General features: G+C 58.0%; 15 protein-coding genes. 10 read left to right on the forward strand and 5 right to left on the reverse strand.

Annotated features, from left to right (window positions below):
• Positions 1–297: 297 nt before the first annotated feature.
• Complete coding sequence (locus tag I6F12_RS34355) at positions 298–861, forward strand: transglutaminase-like cysteine peptidase (RefSeq protein ID WP_225128170.1); 564 nt, start codon at positions 298–300, stop codon at positions 859–861.
• 464 nt (positions 862–1325) lie between these two features.
• Positions 1326–3395, forward strand: a complete 2070-nt coding sequence (locus tag I6F12_RS34360; RefSeq protein WP_225158286.1) for a carbohydrate-binding domain-containing protein — start codon at positions 1326–1328, stop codon at positions 3393–3395.
• 102 nt (positions 3396–3497) lie between these two features.
• Here I6F12_RS34360 and I6F12_RS34365 read toward each other — a convergent pair whose 3' ends face one another.
• Positions 3498–4571, reverse strand: coding sequence for a glycosyltransferase family 2 protein (locus I6F12_RS34365; protein WP_225158287.1), 1074 nt, complete (start codon positions 4569–4571; stop codon positions 3498–3500).
• On the reverse strand, positions 4558–5628 hold the full coding sequence (locus I6F12_RS34370) for a glycosyltransferase family 4 protein (protein ID WP_225158288.1): 1071 nt from the start codon (positions 5626–5628) through the stop codon (positions 4558–4560). The genes I6F12_RS34365 and I6F12_RS34370 overlap by 14 nt, the downstream gene beginning before the upstream one ends.
• 492 nt (positions 5629–6120) lie before the next feature.
• Here I6F12_RS34370 and I6F12_RS34375 point away from each other — a divergent pair, with 492 nt between their 5' ends.
• Complete coding sequence (locus I6F12_RS34375; RefSeq protein ID WP_225158289.1) at positions 6121–6432, forward strand: hypothetical protein; 312 nt, start codon at positions 6121–6123, stop codon at positions 6430–6432.
• A 57-nt stretch (positions 6433–6489) separates the two neighbouring features.
• Here the strand turns inward: I6F12_RS34375 and I6F12_RS34380 are convergent, their stop codons facing one another.
• Genes I6F12_RS34380 through I6F12_RS34390 form a run of 3 tightly spaced genes read right to left on the reverse strand, consistent with a single transcriptional unit; the run spans position 6490 to position 9436 of the window.
• Positions 6490–7182: a class I SAM-dependent methyltransferase gene (locus tag I6F12_RS34380; protein WP_225158290.1), complete on the reverse strand. Its 693-nt coding sequence runs from the start codon at positions 7180–7182 to the stop codon at positions 6490–6492.
• A gap of 58 nt (positions 7183–7240) precedes the next feature.
• On the reverse strand, positions 7241–8491 hold the full coding sequence (locus I6F12_RS34385) for a glycosyltransferase family 4 protein (protein WP_225158291.1): 1251 nt from the start codon (positions 8489–8491) through the stop codon (positions 7241–7243).
• Positions 8492–8551: 60 nt separating this feature from the next.
• Complete coding sequence (locus I6F12_RS34390; protein WP_345944203.1) at positions 8552–9436, reverse strand: FkbM family methyltransferase; 885 nt, start codon at positions 9434–9436, stop codon at positions 8552–8554.
• 234 nt (positions 9437–9670) lie between these two features.
• Here I6F12_RS34390 and I6F12_RS34395 point away from each other — a divergent pair, with 234 nt between their 5' ends.
• From I6F12_RS34395 to I6F12_RS34425, 7 genes are all read left to right on the forward strand, one after another.
• On the forward strand, positions 9671–11632 hold the full coding sequence (locus I6F12_RS34395; protein WP_225158292.1) for a hydrolase: 1962 nt from the start codon (positions 9671–9673) through the stop codon (positions 11630–11632).
• Between the two features lie 118 nt (positions 11633–11750).
• On the forward strand, positions 11751–13157 hold the full coding sequence (locus I6F12_RS34400) for a hypothetical protein (RefSeq protein ID WP_225158293.1): 1407 nt from the start codon (positions 11751–11753) through the stop codon (positions 13155–13157).
• Positions 13154–15205 carry a glycosyltransferase gene (locus I6F12_RS34405; RefSeq protein ID WP_225158294.1) on the forward strand — a complete coding sequence of 684 codons (2052 nt, stop codon included), beginning with the start codon at positions 13154–13156 and terminating at the stop codon, positions 15203–15205. Before I6F12_RS34400 ends, I6F12_RS34405 begins: the two co-directional genes overlap by 4 nt.
• A gap of 73 nt (positions 15206–15278) precedes the next feature.
• Complete coding sequence (locus tag I6F12_RS34410; RefSeq protein ID WP_225158295.1) at positions 15279–16700, forward strand: oligosaccharide flippase family protein; 1422 nt, start codon at positions 15279–15281, stop codon at positions 16698–16700.
• A 37-nt stretch (positions 16701–16737) separates the two neighbouring features.
• Entirely contained in the window at positions 16738–17613 is an 876-nt protein-coding gene (locus tag I6F12_RS34415) for a glycoside hydrolase family 16 protein (protein WP_225128182.1), read from the forward strand.
• Positions 17614–17685: 72 nt separating this feature from the next.
• Positions 17686–18843, forward strand: coding sequence for a glycosyltransferase (locus I6F12_RS34420; protein ID WP_225158296.1), 1158 nt, complete (start codon positions 17686–17688; stop codon positions 18841–18843).
• A 153-nt stretch (positions 18844–18996) separates the two neighbouring features.
• Entirely contained in the window at positions 18997–21216 is a 2220-nt protein-coding gene (locus tag I6F12_RS34425) for an AAA family ATPase (protein ID WP_225158297.1), read from the forward strand.
• Positions 21217–21429 lie beyond the last annotated feature (213 nt).

Raw genomic sequence — 21429 nt, forward strand, 5'->3', positions numbered from 1 at the left:
CCGCAAATTGGGCCGGCGGCTGCTCGAAACCACGCTGGCGCCCTCAGTGCACTAAGCAGGTTTCTGGACAGCGAAGCCAATTTTTCAGGGGGAAGTCTGCCCCGTTTCTCTGGAGCGGTGATTGCGTCCTTGCGCCCCACGTTCGCGCGCCAGCGCCGCGTTGTTGGTTAGGCAAACAGCTGCGGCAGCGACGCTTCAAGGCTAGGCATCAGTTGCCCCATAATTGATATGGCGTTCCCATTTTTGCGCCTGCAATATGGAGCGATGGTGTAGTCGTTTCTGTCAGGCACCCAAGTGATGATCCGATATGCTGCAAGCACACTTGCAATAATGTATTGGATGTGCGGCCAACCGGCCTATTGCGGTTTTGAACAGCAAGTCGCCGCTCCCCTTTCGTTCGCGCTGTTCTGCGTCCGATATCCCGAAGATTGCCAGCAACATGGCGATCTGCGCATCACAGATTTCCGTTCTCGTAGTCAGCGATGGCGACAGCTCAACCAGATCAATTCCATGGTCAATTTAAGCATCATGCCGAAGGCGTTAGCGGCAAGCCGGAATGACCATGACTGGCAGATCTTTCCCAGCGAGGGAAACTGCGCGGACTATGCTGTGACAAAGCGCCATCTTCTGCTGCGAGCAGGTTGGCCAAGTTCGTCTCTTCTCCTTGCGGAGGTTGGCATTCGGACAACCGGAGAACACCACCTGGTTCTGCTTGTACGAGAAGGCAGGGCTATTTTGGTTCTCGACAATCTGAGTACGGCCATTCTCAACGTCAACGAAGCTTTCGACCAATACGCCTTTCTGCGCATACAATCGAACCACGACCCGCAACTCTGGATACGCAGGCTTACCGTATCGTAGCTCCATGGAATTGCCTGACTTGGAGCGTGGCGGAGTTCTGCCGCAGCTCACTGACTCGGCCCAAGCCACTGCTCAGCGTCTATGACGATTCAAGACGATTGACATGGTACCGCGTGGTCAGCGTCCGCGCCGGGGCAATCGCCTAAAATTGGTGCAGGGATGCGCTTCCGTCACCATGCACTTCCAGGCTTAACGGGCGTATAGTCGAGAGAGATCGCGGTGAATCCGGTCCATTAAGTTCGCTCTCGAAGGGCGTGCGGTATGTCAGGCCCTCACATGCCGACACTGACGATCCGATTCGTGTGAACTGTGTACTGACGCAAGTTTGATACTCCGAGCCGTCGAACGAACAACGCATCGCGATCAAGTCTCTCGCACGTTTAACCGCAGCAACTTCGAAGCATTCGTTTCTCGCGTAGATATTTCGTTCGTACCGCTCAGGGCTTTACTCGCGGAGATTTTCGATGATCGATCTTAGCGGCTACAAGCTGACTTTCGACGATGAATTCAATTCCAGGAGCATTTCACTTACTGGCGTCGGCACGAAGTGGGCGGACACCAGAGCCGAATGGCGGGGCGATGCGGCGTCCGACGTTGGCTTCGGCACCAGCTCGTTCGTCGACCCCAGCTCGGGATACGATCCTTTCTCTGTTTCCCAAGGAGCGCTTGCGATTACCGCTGTTCCGGATCGTACTCCATTCGGAGTTCCGGGAAGCTGGGAGTCCGGACTGATAACAACCCAGGGAAGTTTCTCGCAACAGTACGGCTACTTCGAGATACGGGCAGAGTTCTCGTCCTCACCGGGTGCTTGGGACGCATTTTGGCTGCTGCCCGTGAAAAATCTTCCTGACCCGAACGGGCTCGGGCGGTGGCAAGAACTCGATGTGGTTGAGCACTATGGCATCTGGAGCAAAGGGGTATACAGCACCATTCACACAACCGACCCAGTGCTGAATGAAAACTGGCAGACGCAGCTCCAGGTCTACAGCGAATTGCCAAATCCTGGTGGCTATCATACCTATGGCGTGAATTGGCAGAATGAGCAGATCAGTTTCTATGTCGATGGCCAGCTGGTTGGGAGTCGCGCAACGCCGAGCGACATGCATCAACCAATGTACCTTCTGGCGAATCTGGCTACGCAAGAGCCCGCCAGCCTCGCGCAGGTACCTATCACCATTAAGATCGATTACATCCGCGTTTATTCTGCCGACCCGTCGGCCACAGCCGTTTCTCTAGAGCCAGTCTCATCTCCCGCGGGTGATGATCCCGGGACCTACGGTGCTGTAACTGCGTCGAGCACACCCCAAGCAACGCCGACATCAACATCGATCGGCGCCGGTCCCGATCGACTCGTCTTCAAGATCAGCGAAGATGCCTATCTTGGAGACGCGCTCTACACCATCTCAGTCGATGGCAACCAGGTCGGCGGGACACTGACGGCCCATGCATCGCATGTGGCCGGTCAGTCCGACATCGTTGCCGTGCACGGGGATTGGGGACCCGGCGATCACACCGTCCTGGTTCACTTCCTTAACGACCGCTGGGATGGCACCCCGAATACCGACCGTAATCTTTACGTGGACTCCGTCAGCTTCAACGGAGCGAACCTTCCGCAAGGCGCCATCGGAAACGTACTCGGACAGACCTTCAGCTTCCATGATGCTGCATCGGCCGACCCGACCACGCCGGTGATAACGCCCCCACCGCCGACAAATTCGACCGGTACGCCTTCACAACCACAAAACGGCTCATCACTATCGATCGGTGCCGGTCCGGATCAACTCATCTTCAAGATCAGCGAAGATGCCTATCTTGGAGACGCGCTCTACACCATCTCGGTCGATGGCAACCAGATCGGCGGGATATTGACCGCCCATGCATCGCATGCGGCCGGTCAATCCGACACCATTGCCGTGCACGGGGATTGGGGACCCGGCGATCACACTGTCCTGGTTCACCTCCTTAACGACCGCTGGGACGGCACCTGGGATACCGACCGCAATCTTTACGTGGACTCCGTCAGCTTCAACGGAGCGAACCTTCCGCAAGGCGCCATCGGAAACGTGCTCGGACAGACCTTCAGCTTCCATGATGCTGCATCGGCCGACCCGACCACGCCGGTGATAACGCCCCCACCGCCGACAAATTCAACCGGCACGCCTTCAAAAACACAAAACGGCTCATCAACATCCATCGGCGCCGGTCCGGATCAACTCGTGTTCGAGATCAGCGAAGATGCCTATCTTGGAGACGCGCTCTACACCATCTCGGTCGATGGCAACCAGATCGGCGGGACATTGACCGCCCATGCATCGCATGCGGCCGGTCAATCCGACACCATTGCCGTGCACGGGGATTGGGGACCCGGCGATCACACTGTCCTGGTTCACCTCCTCAACGACCGCTGGGATGGCACCCCGAATACCGACCGCAATCTTTACGTGGACTCCGTCAGCTTCAACGGAGCGAACCTTCCGCAAGGCGCCATCGGAAACGTGCTCGGCCAACTCTTCAGCTTCCATGATCTAGTTTGATAGTTGGGTGGAACACCGATAGCTCGGCACGTGGCGGCAACCGGTCCGACGCCCTAAACAGCGGCATCGAGAGGGGGCCGCTACCGGGCCAGTAGCAGCGCCCTATCTAGCGCCGCGAAGCAATCGGAGAAGTCCCGATCGTCTCCGGTTTCGAGACCTGTAGGCCATCAGTGCTCTGGCTGGTTCGCGAGGCAGCATGGCCGCAAGCGCAAAGAAAGCAACCAGTGCAATTTTTTGAACGATTGGGAAAGGCTCAGAGCCAACACTGGCCATCAGTTTCGGCAGCATCGAAGCGCGTGAGCTGCTTCCCGATACAATCTGGAGGCAGAAGCTGCGCTCGCGATAGTAAAAGGCGCCCTGCGGCTCAACCAATCTTCGGCCCGGAGCCACTCGAGCGAGAATCGTGCGCAAATGCTCTGTACGCGCCACAAACCTCTTGATATCGCGCTGTAGCAACGAAGCGCTTGGAAGCTGACCGAGCTGCGAATCGTTGAGGCCGTGCACGCGGTAGTTTCCCAGCTCTTCGGAAAGGCTGACGACGTCCCCAAGGAACGGAGCAACAAACAAAACCACCCCGTCAACGGCCTTGTCATAATCCACTTCGCGCAGCAGCTCGCAGACATCCCGACGAAATACGTTCCCAGACGTCGGTGGCGTCTTGTAGACGCCGCGTTTGAGCACCTCATTGACCAATCGGTCGCGCTCCCGAAACGATTCGAGCGACGAAAACGATCCGATAGGCCTGCTTTCGGCATCGATGAGCGTCAGACCAAATTGAAGTTTTGCAACCCGCTCGTCCAATTCCGCCAAGATTCTGGCCAGTGAACCTGGCTTGAGCTCATCGTCGGCGTCGAGGAACAAGATGAATCTTGCTTGGGTCTTTTCTAGCCCAAACAGGCACGCCCCTAGCTGCCCTCGGTTTTCGATCTTGAATGCAGTCACCGCGCAGCGGGTAATCGTCTCCCAGGAGCCGTCAGTTGAGCCATCGTCCACCACCAGGAGTTCGCAGGCATCGCAGTTCTGGTCTAAGACGCTCTTGATCGCTCGCTCAATGTAAGCCTCGTAATTGAAGCAGGTGATGATGACAGCGAGCTTAGGAGCATCGATTGCCTCTATTCTCGAGCACGCCGTCGCTGGAGCTGGGTCACTGACATTGCTTGCTTCAGGCGTGAGCATGAATGTGACCAGACGCCTCTTCGTAAATCGCGAGCGTTTGCCGAGCGACTCGCTCAATTGTAAGAAACTCTACATTGAACTGACTTTTCTTTTTCCATTCCAGCACGGCTTGTCGGTCCTGGAGTAAACAGCGCAATACTTCAGCAAGTCTTTGCGGGTCGCCCACGGGAACGAGAACGCCTGCTTTTCCCTGTTCAAGCAATTCAGGAATTCCGTCGACCTCAGTCGCCACGATGGCGCAGCCAGCTTCCCGCGCTTCCGACAGCACCAGCGGAGCGGGATCAGCATGCGAGGGCAACACGAATACGTCCGCTCCTGACAGGAACGGAAACGGATTATCTTGAGCGCCCAAGAAGGTCACCGCTGACGCACATGCCATCGAGCTGACCTGGACGGCATATTGCTCGCGGTGCGGACCGTCTCCGACAATATATAGGCGTCCTGCTCCGAGCGCAGCGTAAACCATATCGAACGCTGAAAAGAGGTCCGATAGCCCTTTTCGCGGATGCAGTCCGCCAACGAACACGATCGCCGGTGATTGAAGGGAGGCTGGCGTGCGGTCCTTTTGCTCGAAACGCGCTGCACCGATTGTCCCATTCAGAACCACGCGGATCCTCGACTGTGGGATGCCTCGTCTTCGCATTGACTTGCCAACGGCTGCACTAACCGCGATCACTCTCGCTCCGAGGCCCATGAGGACTGCGCTTCGCTCGAATTCATTGTGAACGGTCGTGATGAGCGGGATTCCGAGCAACTTGCAAATTGGCCAGGCAATGACGGCGCTGGTCATCATATGGGCATGAACCACCTCCGCCCGCCAATCGCGCATAAGCCGATAGAGCGACAGCGTGGCCTGCAGCAGCTGCTTCGGTCGACGCTCCAAACCGATGCGGATGGTTTCGACGTTGTTGTCCGCGAGCAGGGCATCAAAATCGCCGCCGCCACTCACGATTGCGACTTTATGGCCGAGTTTCACCTGCGCACAGGCGAGGTCCACGGCCGCATGCACATGACCATTCAGCCGGCGTGTATGATTGAGTAATTGTACAATACGCATGCACACCTGCGGCAGATAGCCAGGGAAGAGGCAACAGACCCCAGTCCTTGGTCCAGCGCGTTCACCGGGATGATTGACCTCAGCTAAAATACAAACAACGGTGCTTGCGCTGCAAATACCCTGCCAAGGTGCCATCGGTCGAAACACCAAACCCTGTGGCGAAAAAATCCGTTGACGGGGGGAACCTCCAACTTGATCTGGTTCCTCTGCTTGCTATTCTGGCTCGTCGGTGGCTTCCACAGGGCTTGGCCTGACAAGCAGGCCTAAGTTATTGTTCGAATGCACCAAACCGGTTTGGCGCCCGGTGAGTGCTGCACCGCCACAAGATCTTGCCACACTACGAGTTTACGTTCTCGCAACAGGTCGTCAGTGGAAGCGAGGCAAGGTATCGAACTCCGGCCCCAAGCGGCGTGAGGGGCACGAAACCGCTCGCAAGGACGTTGGTTCAGCTCAGCTCTCCCGAAGGGACTTCGCGCATCGCAGGGCATTGGAATGGAATACGCGGCGATTGGACTAGCAATTTTCGGAGCGGTATTGGGGCTGCGCTTCCGATTTCGGGCATTGCTCCCCTTTGCCTTGCTTGTCCTGTTTGTCACGATCTTCCTGACACTTAATCAGCGTCTCGGCGGGCTTGAAACCGTGCTTGCAGTTCTGGCCACCCAAGCCATCTTGCAAGGCGGTTACTTTGTCGGGGTCACTATCCGCGCGCTGTATCGCGCCTATCCGCGCAAGCTGATTGCGCCAGACCAGCTGGCTGCAGCGGATAAGCGAAGGTCCAATTCAGAATCGATCGCTTCCAACTGAGGCCGATCACCGGGCTCAGCCTATGACCGCATTCCCAGCCGACTTTCCGATCGGTCCTCATTTTGCGACGACCAGCAGCGAGTAGCCGCCTAGCAAGCGCACCGCGAGATCCGCATTGAACGCAAACATCAAGCGGCGAGGCAGTCGCATGAGACGACTTGTGAATGCCTGATTGGGCAATTCCAACCGGCTGGCGGTGTAACAATGATCGACAATCGTGTAGCCGCAATCCTCGAGCGTGGCCAACGCCGACTGTTTGAAGAAGTAGTGAATATGTCCGACATTGCGTCTGAGGTCGGCAATCGGCCAGGCCCGCAGGATGGATTGCGCGGAGAGATCCAACGGGATGTGAAAGATCTTAAATGTTCCGAACCGACGCAACTGCTTTATAAATGAAATATAGTCCTCAACGTGTTCGATCACGTCAATTGCGAGGATAACATCAAATTCCAAATCGTGTTCGCCCAGAAGGTTGCTTAGGTGAAACTTTGTGCGTTGAGTACTTTTTGCTGCTGCGCGCCTGAACGCATCGGGCGAGATTTCGTACCCCGATAACCGCGCATCCGGAAATGTCCTTTCCAGGTTCAACAAGATCTCGCCAGTCCCGCAGCCAATCTCGCATATGCGCTGGGTTGGGATATTGTTTCGCCGGATCATCTGCGCGACGTGACTGGCCTTCCACGGCGCATCCTCCTCGTGCCACGTCGGATTGTTCTTTCCGTAAGCATCACCCTCGTATAATTCCTTCATTGCGCAAACCTTCTCAAAGATGAGGGAGCCGTCGCCTATAATTTCCCGCCTCATGCCGCTAAGACAAAGCCTCCAAGTTCAAGCTTGATTCCGCCGTGGTAGCTACAGTGTGGTGAGCGGATCTTCGCAAACTATCTGCAAGCTCCGCGTACAACTTCTCCGCATTGTAGCTTTCGTGGACGGTTTTGCTTGCTGCTCGGCCAAGTGATTGGCGATCGCGCCAGGCATCTAGGATAGCAGCGGATAGACCTCTGACGTCACCGACGGGAAACAGCACTCCATTAACTCCGTGCGTGACCAATTGCTCAAACGCCCGTATGCGGCTCAGAACCACCGCCGCACCACAAGCCATTGCCTCCAGTACAGCAAGTGCCACCGCCTCGTTCGCCGAGGGCATCACGTATACGCCGCACCGGCACAGCAACGCGCGCACCTCGGACCGGTCGACAAATCCATGAAATCGCACCCGATGCGACAAGCCGAGTTTGGCCACGAGCCCCCGCATCAGGTCCTTGTCGGGCCCCGTGCCAACGATATCCAGCGTCCATTCCTCTGGCAGGTTGGCGAGCGCGCGAATTAGGTCGGTCGTGCGTTTTTGCCTGTTGGTCAAACGCGTGATCGTCAGGATTGTCTTGGAACGGCTCGCGGCCGCGTCTGGAAAGAACTCCGATACGTCGCAGCCGTTCGGCTGGAGACGGGATCGACCGCCATATCGACTAACGATGCGACACTCCTGCTCGGTTTGACCATAGAGCAACGCCGCCCTGCAAAAGCTATCGCGTTTGAACAGCTTCACGACACGATCCGATAGGCCACCATGATCTGCACCTACGATTGGCAGATCAATTCGACCTGCGAGGTGATCGAACCTGCCGCTCCAATATTCCTGAACGTACAGCAGATCAATTTTGTCCGCTGCCAGCGCTTTCCGAAGCGGCCGCATAAATGCAATCGTGTTCAGCCGTTCCTCAGCATATAAGGACCAGCGCGAACGGCGCGACACGCGCTTGACCCACACCTGTTCGATCAGCTGGTACCAGTTCTCGAGCGGCAGAAATCGAACGTCGATCCCAACATCGGTAGCGAATTTTCCTGACTCCCGCAGCGAGGGGATATAGAGCATCGGCCTAATCCCGTTTCGGCTCAAACCGCGAGCATAGTACCACGCCCAGTCGTTTCGATAGCGCTCGAGATAACTGGCGCGCGTCTGACCCTGCACCCACCCAAAAAACCCTTCGAAGGAACTGCAGCTGAGCAGCATCGCGACATTGATGCGCTTTGCTTCAGCCGCGGGCTCTAACGATGACATGTGTTCGGCATTCTTGCTCGTGCTGAAAACTCTTTCATTCAAAGCTCAGTCCGGGTTTGGTCAGCCATTCGTTTTCTCGACCAACGTCACCTGAACGGGGCTTGCACCAAAGCGCCGGTCAAGATTCGTGCCACGCCGAGTGGTCATGCGCTCCGAATGGACATACCAACCGTCCCACTGCGAGAACTCCGCGAAGACTCGCTTGTATCCGTGCGTCGCAAGAAGCGCCTGAATCGCAGCTTCCGTTTGCCGATTCTGCTCCACGCTGAGTAAATCGATGCTGTAGCGGGAGAAATCGAAGCTCTTTAGAATGTCGTACTCGCTCCCCTCGGTATCGATCGACATGTAGTCAATCCTGCGAGGGGCATTGCAGTCCGCCAGAAGCTGGTTCAGCGAAACCGTCTCAACTTCGATCTCTTGGCCGGCAGAACGCACAGCTGCAAAGTGGTCACCCGAAGCGAACTCGGCTACCCCGCTGAGCTCCGGATCCACTTCGTTCGTTACCAAGAAACGCACCTTCTTGCCTGAGCTAGAGCTGATGCACCGACGATCCTTGCGCGAAGTCCGGTTCTGTGCGAGCGCGTCGTGCCAGATTGGATTCGGCTCAGCTAGAATTCCTTGCCAGCCGTATTCCTTTTCCAATAGCCAGGTGTTGCTATTCGTAACGCCGTTGGTTGCACCAAACTCAACAAAGAATCCGCCCTGCTTCTCTCCGAGCTCGTAGCTGACCCACAGGTCTTGAAGTATTTGCGATCGCGATCGATCGCGATTCAGAAAGCAATAGGCCAAGAAGCGGATCTCGTCCATCCGACCAAAACGTTCCACTTCAGGGCGCCGCAAGCGGATGCCATTGAAGATCATCCTGCGCAACGACGCGCTTTGTGCGGCCCTGGAGGCAACAGAAGCGAGCGCGGAAATCCCATGCTTAGTAAGCGATCGCATCATTATTCTCTAAATACCCCTCGCTGGAACGGTCAGCTGAGATCGTGAGAATTCGGCTGGTAATTCGCCGGTCCATATAATTCTTAAATATGAACGCCCCTCAGAGTTGGCACGCAAAATGCTACAAGCAATTTATTGATCTGAGCAACATCTAATTGCGGAGCCCGCCTAGCACAAATCAATTTGCGACCGTTACGCGTGTTTTGCGTCATTCGGTGCGTTGGAGTTTGGTAATTTATGAAATCACATAGGCTAGCCGAGCGCGTCAGAGCCGCCGATGGAATCGATCTGATATCCGTCGACGTCTTTGATACGCTTCTGCTGCGAACCGTGCGCTCCGCTCGCTCACGTATTGTGCAAGGTGAGCATTTATTCAGCAACCTTCTTCGGGCGCGCGGTTGGCAAATCGAACCTGTTCTGCTGGCGAGAGCCAGACAAGAAGCCGAGCGAATTGCCTTCCGAGCGCTCGCCGTGCGCGGTTCCGGTGAAGTCCGACTGCCCGACGTGATCCATCGGCAACTTCGCTTGCTGGGTCTTCCGGATTCCTTGAGCGTTGCGCGATTGGCAATTGAACTCGACATCGAGAAGACCTCGCTCGTTGCAAACCGGACCTTGGCCGGATTTCTGCGCGCACGCCGAGCGGCGGGCAGCCGCGTTGTCGCCGTCAGCGACACCATGCTGTCGTCTGCTGACCTCGATGGACTAATCTCGCATTTTCATGGGCACGATATTGTTGATCAGATCTACAGCAGCGCCGATCAGAGATGCACCAAGCGTGACGGTGCCCTGTTTGCCCTGGTCGCCGAAGCAGAAGGGGTGTCCTTAGGACGAATTCTGCACATCGGCGATGATCCGCATGCCGACGTCCGTCGCGCCTCGGCACATGGATTAACTGTCATTCATACACCCCGGCCGGTCTGGTTCAGCTATTTGCGCAAGGCGAATGGCGGTTTGGTTGCTGCTCGGGCCGCATTGTCGCGACCAAAGCGCGGCAAATGCTCAGCGGAGCCACCCGAAAATGCGTACGCGTTTGGACGTGTTGTCCTTGGGCCCATCGTCACTCAGTTTTGTTTGCTGATTTGGCTATACGCCGCCGAAGTGAACGCATGCGACAAGGCGACCTTGCTGTTTTGCGCCCGGGGCGGTGTTGGAATAAGGGAAGTCTTCGAACGAGTCATCGCTCGGCTTTCGCTGCCGCTCGGCATGCCACGGCAGAACTTCATGGTCTCACGCCTCGTTGCGGCGCGCGCTGCGGTGTTGGTTCGCAGCGCTTCCGCGCTCGAGGAGATTGCCCGTGAGTTTCGCGGCCGCTCGTTTCTGGATGTAGCTCGTGCCCTTGGTGGAGGACGCTACGAGCTGTCAGAGGAATGGAAGCAGCCATTTCGTGCAGACCTATTCTTGACCATGTTGTTCGACGATCGCGCGAAGGCGGTTTTGTCTGACATCCGCGTGCAGAACGCGTTATTCGAGCGGCACTTTGCCAAACTCCGAGGCGATGCTCGCCGAATTCTGCTGTGCGATACCGGTCTCTACGGAAGCACGCAGCGGCTATTGGCCAGTGCCTTTCCGGCGCTACAAATTGAAACCATTCAGTTTGCCCGATCAAACTATAAGGGACACAGCGAAGAACATTTCAAGCAGGTTTTCGGTCTCTTGCTTGAGCGCAATCGCTATAGTCCGCTCGACGTCCGTTCCTCAGTCCTGCGGTATTGGCATCTGATTGAGAGCCTGTTCGAGCCAAGGATCCCCTCGGTCACTTCTTTTGTCGACGAGGGAGAGGATGTCGCGGCCAATTGCGGCGACATCCGGTTTGGGATCAGCGATTCCAGCCTCGGAAACGAATTGCTGTCCGGCGCGCTCAGTTACGTAGACAGCCTTCCGATCGACGGCGGGGCAGCGGCATTACGCGATGCCGATGCCGCCTGGGTTCGGCTCAAGCGGGCCATTACGCGGCCTACCGCCGGCGAATTGCGATGCCTCGAAGTGCCGGGCCGATCCGTCGACTTTGGCAGACCCGATGTGCTGCAGGCATTGCGCGCCGAGCAACCCCAGCCGGTGTTGAGCAGGCTGGCATCGCTGCGATTTGAACTCTGGCGTGAGGGCGCAATAGCTCGGCAATTCCCCATTCTTAAGCACGCTCTGCTACCGATGCTTGATTCCATACATTCTATCAGGGGCATGATGGCTCGCCAGCATTGAAAATGCCGATGCCGAATCCAGCAGCACTTCACGTGCCATCTCCGGTCAGCCGCGCTGGCTCCGCGACTCCGGCTATGACGTGTCGCAGCGTACTCGAGTCAAACCCCGGCGGTGCGCCATGTCGCTAGAACCGATCGGGATTTTGACCATCCTACTCGGGTTGCTCTGCCTGCCGCTCGGTTATCGCGCCACTTTCGGCGTGCTGATGGGCACTGCCCTGTTTGGCGCGGCCGCCGCCATCCTCGTCGGCGGCGCAAACATTCAACCGGCACACCTGTTCTTAAGTTTTGCCATGGCGGCAGTGCTCGCTCGGCGCCACGAGGCTGCCGCTGCGATGCGAGCCATGAGCTTCGGCCAACCCGGATTCTGGCTGTTGTGCTTGGTTATCTTTGGCGTCGGCTCTGCTGTCCTGATGCCGCGCTTACTGGCTGGCGCAACGCAGATCGTTCCTCTTGGCGCGTCGGAATACGCCGACACCGGCTCAACCGTCCCGCTTGGGCCCGTGTCCAGCAATTTTACTCAGTCCGTCTACATGGCAGCGGATCTTGCCTGCTTCGGGATCACGGCCGCGATCGCAACGACTCATGCCGGTTTTCGCGCCGTTGTCGCCGCAGTACTCGGCTATTGCGCCGGAAACGTCCTGCTCGCCGTGCTGGACATCGGAACGTATGCGACGGGCACCCAAAGTCTCCTCGATTTCATGCGGAACGCCCGGTACACAATGCACGCCGATGATCAGGTCAACGGTGTAAAGCGGATCGTCGGTTCATTTCCCGAAGCTTCCGCATTCGCGCGCGCCACTCTCGGAGCGTTCGCGTTCACCGGCACCCTCTTTCTGAGCGGCAGGATGCCAATGCTCACCGGCCCGATGGCGCTTGCATCGCTGGCGCTGGTCGTTCTGTCAACCTCCTCGACAGGATTTGCTGGGGCTCCACTGGTCGGCTTGATCCTCTACGCCGGCCTTCTGCGGCGATCGGGCTTTCAACCGAACCGTCCGCTCAGTTCCGCGGCCGTGCTATGTACGCCGATCCTCTTGGTCATCGTGATCTTGGGCGTGCTCCTCGACGAGCGAGCCAGCGAAACGGCGCGTAGCTATGTCGATACGTTGATTCTCAACAAATCCTCTTCGACCTCGGCCGTCGAGCGCAGCCAGTGGAACGCGGCTGCCCTGCAGAACTTCTTTGACTCCTTTGGTTTCGGCGTTGGGCTCGGAACTATCCGCACATCGAGTTTTCCGATCGCACTGCTTGCCAACGTTGGTATTCCGGGAACTGCCTTCTACCTCCTTTTCGCGGCAACAGCCCTGTTCGCACCATTGAATGGTCCGCGTACTTATGAGACCGACGCTCGCCTAGCAGCGCGCAATGCATGTTTTGCTCTCATCATCGGCGACACGTTGGCGGCTCCATCCGTGGAGCAAGGTCTGCTGTTCTACGCCCTCGCCGCGCTGGCTTGCGCTTCACCGCGGGATCACCTCGAAGGAGTGTTGCTCACGCCGTCCGAACCCTCGGGAGCCAAAGCATGAATGCATCCAGCAGTTTTGCGGTCAATGGCCGCTATCTGACTCAGCCCACCAGCGGCGTGCAGCGCTACGCCCAGTGCGTCACGGCGGCAATGAACCAGGCACTCGTCGGGTCTGGCGCAATCGTTCCGATCATTGCCCCCAAGGCCGCTCCCGATCCTCGGCTTGAAGCTATGCCGCTTATCCCGGCGGGGCATCTCGGCGGACACCTCTGGGAGCAATTGGTTCTTCCCGGGCGGTGGCCCGGACCGTTGCTCAATCTTGGCAACACAGCGCCGGCCGTCAAACCGGATCAGGTCGTGTGTATCCACGACGCCAACGTGTTCGACGCACCGGAGAGCTATCGACCAGCGTTTCGCGCGATCTATCGCACCCTGCAACCGCTGTTGGCGAAGCGCGCTGCAAGAATCACCACCGTTTCAGCCTATTCGGCCCGACAACTTGCCCGGCACCTGCCGCTACGCGACGGGGACATTGCCGTGCTTCCAAATGGACACGAGCACGCCTTGGCCTGGGACCCCAGCCTTGCGCGCAAGGATTGCCAGGTTGCGGCCGGCACTCGGTTCGTGCTGGCGCTCGGATCGCGCGCTCCGCATAAGAACCTGCAGCTGGTTAGCACCATCGCGCCGGAACTCGCCGCAATGAACATCGGCGTGATCGTCGCCGGTGGCGGCGCGGACATATTTTCGCCTGAACGTCTAACGGACGCTCGCGGCCTGACCCTGCTCGGCCGCGTCACGGATGACGATCTCGCCTATCTCATGGATCGCGCCTTGTGCTTGATCTTTCCATCGTGGACAGAAGGCTTTGGGCTTCCAATCGTCGAAGCCATGGCGCGTGGTTGTCCTGTCGTTGCCTCGGATCGCGCCAGCATGAGTGAAGTGTGCGGCGATGCCGCTTTGCTCGCTCCGCCCGACAATCCACGGCGATGGGTGCAGTGCATTCGGCAACTCTCGACATCCGGCGATCAGCGCGATGAACTGGTCGGGCGTGGCCGCGAGCGCATTAAGATGTTCTCCTGGGCGCGCACTGCGGCTGGATATGTCGAGCTGATGCGAGAGCCTACATCGGCTCTGAGAGCGCGTGAGACCACCGTTGGACGCCTGCCCAGAGTGGCGGTAGCAATCGCGACACGAGGACGACCCCAAACGGTGACGGCTACCCTGACTCACTTGCTGCAGACCCAGACCCTCAAGCCGGACGCCGTCATCGTGTCTTGCGTCAACCGTGAGGATGCGGGCGATGCCGCCAAGCTGTCCGGCGTTCGGCTCGTCACCGGCCCGGGCGGCTTGCCGGCTCAGCGAAATACCGCGTTGGCCGCGCTCAGTAATGAGGCCGACGTGATCGTGTTCTTTGACGATGATTTTTTGGCGGATCCCGATTGGTTGGCCGCGGCCGCGCAAACGTTTCGAGACGAGCCAGAGGTCGTCGGCTTCACTGGCTATCTCTATGCTGACGGCATCCTCGGACCGGGTCTCAGCTTTGATGAAGCGCTGCGCATCTTGACGGAAAGCACGCTGTCGCCCGAAGCACCACGCATCGAACCATTCAGTCCGTACGGCTGCAACATGGCTTTCCGCATGTCTGCGATCGGCAACATAACCTTTGATGAGCGGCTCGTCCTCTATGGATGGCAGGAAGACCGGGATTTTGGCGCGGCGCTTGCGAAGCGAGGCGGCCGCCTGATCAAATCTCCCCGCGCCCGCGGCGTGCATATGGGCCAGAAGGTGGGCCGTGTTGCCGGAGACCGACTGGGCTATTCCCAAGTCGTCAATCCAATCTACTTGCTGCGCAAAGGCACGATGACGCCTCGGCAAGCAACCATGCAGATCGTTCGGAACGTCGCCATCAACCTGGCGCGCGCCGCCAGACCTGAACCTTTCATCGATCGGCGGGGCCGACTTCACGGCAACGTGCTCGGTTTCGCCGACGTTCTGAGGGGCCGTCTTGAACCCGAGCGCGCAGCAACCATCATGCCGAACGACAAGAGCTCCGGCCCGCGACCAGCAACTCCAAGCAGAGGCACTCGCGATGACGCCACTGCCTCATAAAGCCGCGCGAACCGGCACTCTTTCTGCATCGACGACCAGGCAATGCCTCGTCGCAATGTTCGGGCATTGAATCGTGCTTGCCCGCAAAACCCTCTTGGGCGCCGCTTGGACTGTATCGTCCAGGCTAACAGCCCGGGCTATCGATTTCGTCACGCTTTTGGTCCTCGCACGCATCCTGACGCCCGCTGACTTCGGCCTCACCGCCCTCGCCGCGACCGTGACGATCATCGCGGATATGGTGCTGGAGGTACCAACGCTGCAGGCCCTGACGCGCTTGCCAAGCGTAACGAAGTCACACTTGGATACTGCCTTCACCTTGAGCGCTCTCCGAGGCCTCGTCTTGACATTGGTGCTTTTGCTGGTGGCGTGGCCGTTTGCGCAGATTTACCAGGATTCCCGCCTGGCCAGCTTGATCATCGTAGGCGCCATCGGACCCTCAGCTCGCAGCCTGTACAGTCCGGGAATGGTCGAATACACCCGCCGCCTGGCTTTCAGGCCGGTCTTTGTTGCCGAGATCTTTGGCAAGGTCGCCGCGGCGATCATTGCCGCGACAGCAGTGGAACTTGGCGCTGGCTACTGGGCCATTGTCGCCAGCGGCGTCGCAGCGTCCGCGGGGGCCACATCAATGTCTTACCTGTTGGCCCCTTACAGACCAAACCTCTCGCTGTCGAAGTTTCGGGAGTTCTCGGGCTTTCTCGGTTGGCTCAGCGGCGCCCAGATCATCATCGCCCTGAGCTGGCAGTTTGATCGAATCCTGCTTGGCTATTCATCGAGCAAGGCCACATTGGGTCAATACACCATCGCCAGCGATCTATCGGTGATGCCAACCCAGAGCCTGATAGGCCCGGCGATGCAGCCTCTCATGGCCGCACTGTCGCAGATCAACCAAAACCAGGACCGGCTTCGTCACGCCTATTCGAAGGCGTCCCGACTTACGATGTCACTTGCCGCGCCGGCTTGCATCGGAATGTCATTGACCTCGGACTTGATCGCCGAGGTCTTGCTCGGCCCGCAGTGGGGCGAGGCTGCAATCTACTTGCGGTGGCTCGCATTATCGACCGTCCTCAGCGCGTTCTATCAGCCTCTGCATTCGTTGGCGCTGGCCACCAATCGAACCCATCTGGTGTTTCGCCTAACAATGGTCGAGCTGTGCGCCAAGATCCTGCTTATGTGTTTGGGTTTCTACTTCTATTCGCTTGCAGGCGTGGTGGCGGCACGGGCCGCGGTTTCGTTCATCATGTTCGTCCTCTCCTTGATGGGAGCCCGGCGATTGGTCGGAACAAGCGTCGCCTCGGAGGCGGCCAATCTATGGCCAATCGCCGCCGCATCTGCGGTGATGACCCTTCTGGTGATGGGCCTGCGATACAAGCTGCCTGAAATCCATCTGGCTGCCTTTTTTGAACTGGGAGTGATCTCTCTGTTCGGCGCCAGTGTGTATGTCGGCGCGCTGTATGGCTTTGGTGTTCGGGTCACCAGCCGCGCAGGGGCGGTGTGATAGTCGAAGTGCACGATGCAGGATCAAGGAGAGCGAGATGACCGAGAAGGGGCATGCAACAAAACGCTCGACCTGGGCAGCCACGTCGGTCGTGCTCACGGTCGGGATTTCACTCAGTTCTGCGATCGCAGCTGAGCAGCCTGCATCCTGTGAACTTCATCCCGTCTTGCTTGAAGACTTCAACGACCTCAGTGTCTCAGCGACCCGCCTGGGCGCTGCCCGTTGGACCGCACACACCCCTTGGTCGGGCGATTTCGGCGACGCTGCATTTGCCAATCCGGGACCGCGGGGGCCATTCAAGGTGGAAGACGGAGTTCTCACCATCACCGCTTCGAAGGATCGGAACGGCAAGTGGACGTCGGGTCTTCTGGCTGCGGCCGATGCTTCCGGCGCCGGGACCGGAACCCGGTACGGCTATTTCGAAGCACGTATGAAGATGCCGCCCGGTCCGGGAACGTGGCCCGCATTCTGGCTTGCCGCTCTGAAGCCCGCCACGGTGACGGAAGGAAACGTCGAACTTGATGTCATCGAATATTATGGGCAGTTCACATCCGCTTATCAGGCCGCCACGCACATCTGGTACAAGCAACAACCGCAGAAGACCCGGGGCGAGGGGCAGAAGGTCACGGTACCGAACGATGCGCTCGTGCAAGACTTCCACACTTTCGGCGTAGATATCTCGCCCCAGGCCGTTGTGTTCTTCTTCGACAGAACCCCGGTCTGGAGCCAACCAACCCCACCTGAACTCGACGGTCCACTCTACCCTCTTGTGAACCTTGCCCTCGGCGGTGGTTGGCCGATCGATCAGACACCCAATCCTTCCACGCTGTTGGTCGACTATGTCCACGTGTACGGGCGCGGGCCTGGTCCGGCCGAAGGCTGTCCGCCTGCCCCTGAAGTCCTACCACGCTGAAGCATAGATGTCCGCGCGATCCCAATGCGCAATCACAGCACATCTTTGATCAATTCGCGAAGGATTGACTGCATGAAAGTCGCGATCATTCACTATTGGCTTGTGGGGATGCGCGGGGGCGAGAAAGTCCTCGAAGCTCTTTGCGAGATGTATCCCGAGGCGGACATCTATACGCACGTCTATGTTCCAGAAGTGGTTTCCGAAACTATTCGCAAACACCGCGTTGTTTCGACCTTTATCAATCGGCTACCGCGCGCTCCACGCATGTACAAGACCTATCTCCCGCTCATGCCGCTCGCTCTGGAGCAGCTAGATTTGCGCGACTATGATCTGATTCTCAGCAGCGAATCCGGACCGGCAAAAGGCGTCATTGCTCCTCCTCACGCCCTCCACGTCTGCTATTGCCACACACCCATGCGCTACATCTGGAATATGTTTCACGATTACCGAGCCAGCGCCGGTTCGCTCGCGCGGCTGGCCATGCCCTCGCTTGCGCACTATCTAAGACTGTGGGATGTCGCTTCCGCCGCACGGGTCGATAGCTTCGTTGCCAATTCCGCAACCGTCGCCGGCCGTATCCGCCGCTACTACGGTCTCGACGCCAACGTGATTCATCCTCCAGTGGATACTGCAGCATTCTCGCCGTGCCCCTCCTCCGAACTCGGCGACTACTATCTGATGGCCGGCGAACTCGTGTCCTACAAGCGGCCCGACCTTGCGGTACGCGCGTTTAACGAATTGAAACTGAAGCTGGTAGTCATCGGCGGCGGCGAGATGTTATCCGAGATTCGCCGCCTCGCCGGCCCGACCGTTTCCGTGCTCGGACCGCAGCCGTTCGAGGCACTCAAGCACCATTACGCGCGCTGTCGCGCGCTCATCTTCCCTGGAGAAGAAGACTTCGGCATGGTCCCGGTAGAGGCCATGGCGAGCGGACGTCCGGTGATCGCTTTCGGGCGGGGGGGTGCCACCGAAACAGTCGCAAACGACCTGACTGGTCTCTTCTTCGACGAGCAGACCATTGATGCCATCAGCAATAGCATTGCCCGATTCGAGCGAATGACCTTTGAGCCCGACGCTATCGTTGCTCACGCCCAGCAGTTTGGCCGCGAGCCATTCATCCGCAAAATGCGTTCGCATATCGATTCCCTTTTCGCCCAACGCGCCAGATCGGAGACAGCAAAGCAAGGAAGCGCTCGGCATGAGCTCAACCCTCAATTGACTGTTTCTTGAGCACAGCCTGCATGGCATTTGGGCTCTGTAACATCAATTTAATGGGCGATACTGCTTTTTGTTTAAATGCCAATTCTTGTTTGTGCGAGCAGATGCGAGCCGCTCCTTTTGGACTGTACGCGTTCATAAAACGAGTTGAGTTGAGGGCGTGGAATGAACATCGCCGGCGAATTTCGGCCCTATGCGACGGCGACAGAAGCCGCCCCTGATCAGGCAAGATCTCTGCTTCTGCTACGCGACTTCTTACGTCGCGAATGGCGTCTTATTGCCTTCATGACGGCCGCCTCGTTGGCGCTTGGCTCGCTCTACGTCGGGATGGCGCCTCGCAAGTTCACGGCGCAGGCTGACATGTTCGTTGATACCAAGGGAATCACTTCGCCACGAAGTGAGAATTCCCAGGAACATCAAGGCGTAGACGACGCTGTTGTGGAGAGTGAGATCGAGACCACTAGGTCAGAAAAGGTCGGCAAAGCGGTCATAAACAAGTTGCGTCTCACGGATGATCCAGAGTTCGTCGCCTCGGGCAATGCAATCACAAGCCGCTTGGCCCGATGGTTGCGGCTAACGAAACCGTCCGAAGAAAGGCCTTCGTCTGCCGAGCTGGAGCGACGCGCGCTTGGCGTTCTCAAGGACAATCTGCGCGTTACCCGTTTGGGCCGCAGCTACGTCGAGCAGATCGCCTATACCTCGCTTGACCCGGACAAGGCTGCACGGATCGCCAATGCTTTCGCCGATGCCTATATCGAATACCGGCTGCAGGCAAAGTACGAGGCTACCCGACGCGCCAGCGTTTGGCTGGAACAGCGGATCAGCGAACTCCGCCAGCAGGCCAGCAATGCCTACAAAGCCGTGCAGGACTTCAAGGCCGAAAACGGCATTATCATTGGCGTCGAAGGCAAATTGGCGAGCGAGGTTGAGCTCGATCAGCTCGGCGTCGCACTGGCCAAAGCTCGCGCCGACACCAGCCAAGCTCGCGCCAAGCTCGAGCGTATACAACGCATTCTCGAACAACGACCTGAGAAGGAGAACTTCACGATCCCAGATCCGGTTGTCACCGATGCGCTTAACAGTCCGGTGATTACCAAGCTACGTCAGAAATACCTGGAGAACCAAAACAAGCAAGCCGAATGGAGCGCGCGCTATGGGGCCGAGCATGAGGCCGCCAGGAATCTGCGATCCGAAATGGCAGCGCTGCAACGGTCGATGTGGGATGAAATCTCTCGTATCGCGGAGAGCTATAAGAGCGAACTCCAGATTGCGAAGTCGCAGGAGGAGGCGATCGATACGCGAATGATCGAGATCTTCCAGCAATCCGGGGCAACGCGGCAAGCTCAGGTTCACCTGCGGGAGCTGGAAACGGGTGCAAACACCTATCGTGGCATCTACGAGGCTTTCCTGTCTCGATTCACCCAGTCGGTGCAACAGCAGTCGTTTCCGTCGACCGAGGCCCGCGTGGTGACGGAAGCGTCGGCACCTACAAAGCCAAGCTCGCCCAAGCTCGCCATCGCCTTGGCTTTCGCAGCGATGTGCGGGCTCGGCCTGGGCACGCTCGCAGCAATAGCCCGAGAGCAATTCATGTACCGAAGGGTCCACACACGTGACCAGCTCGAGAAGCTGTTGAGCACGCCCTGCCTGGCCGCTTTCCCAGCTGTTTCAAAGCTGCGGACGCGATGGCGCGGCGGTCACGCCAGCGCCTTCCAGCAGATCAACAAAGCCGCTCCTTTTTCGGCTACGGCCGAGGCGTTGCGTTACATCAAGGTCGCTATCGACCTGCATCCGGCGAAGCCAAAAGTGATCGGCATCACGTCGGCGCTTCCCGGTGAAGGGAAGACAACCGCCACCGCGGCGCTTGCCGCATTTCTTGCGAGAAGCGGAGCCCGCACGCTTCTGATTGATTCGGATTTGCGTAAGCCGGCCTTATCCAAAATGCTTGGCTACGAGCGCCGGTTGGGGCTGCAACGGATGGTAGTCGACCGGTTGCGTCTCAAAGACGTGATCATCAACGACCTCAATTTCAACTTCGATGTCGTCCCCTCGCCATCTGGGGCACCGCCCTCGAACAGCTCGGATGTGCTTTGTGCGCCACCGGTCAGGCTGGGACTGGAGCGAGCTCGCGAGGACTACGACTACATCATTTGCGATTTGCCGCCGATCTTGCCGATAGCTGACGTCAGAGCGGTCGCAAGCCTGTTTGACGCCTTTGTGATGGTGGTCGAATGGGGCACGTCCACCAACGAGGTCCTCAAGGCAATCCAGTCATCGCCGCTTGTTTCGGAGCGATTGCTTGGCACCGTGCTCAACAAAACCGACGAAGCGTTTATGCGTCGCTTTGAGGGTTATTCTGATCGGCGCTATTCCTATTATCAAAACTGAAGGAAGGTAACGGCGCTGCTACCGCCTTTTTCAAATCGCAAGTCATCACGAGCCCAATTGATACAACGCTGAAAAAATCCGCTGCCTCTGCCGAAACTTTAAACTTGTATTAATTTTGCACCGCGTCAGAATTTAATGTGCTCGCATTGGGGGCGATGAGACCGCAAGAAAAGAGGGGACGAGTTCGAAGGCTTTTTAGGTTTTGTTTTATGG

Source organism: Bradyrhizobium sp. IC4059 (assembly GCF_020193615.1).
In the GTDB taxonomy this organism is placed as follows: domain Bacteria; phylum Pseudomonadota; class Alphaproteobacteria; order Rhizobiales; family Xanthobacteraceae; genus Bradyrhizobium; species Bradyrhizobium yuanmingense.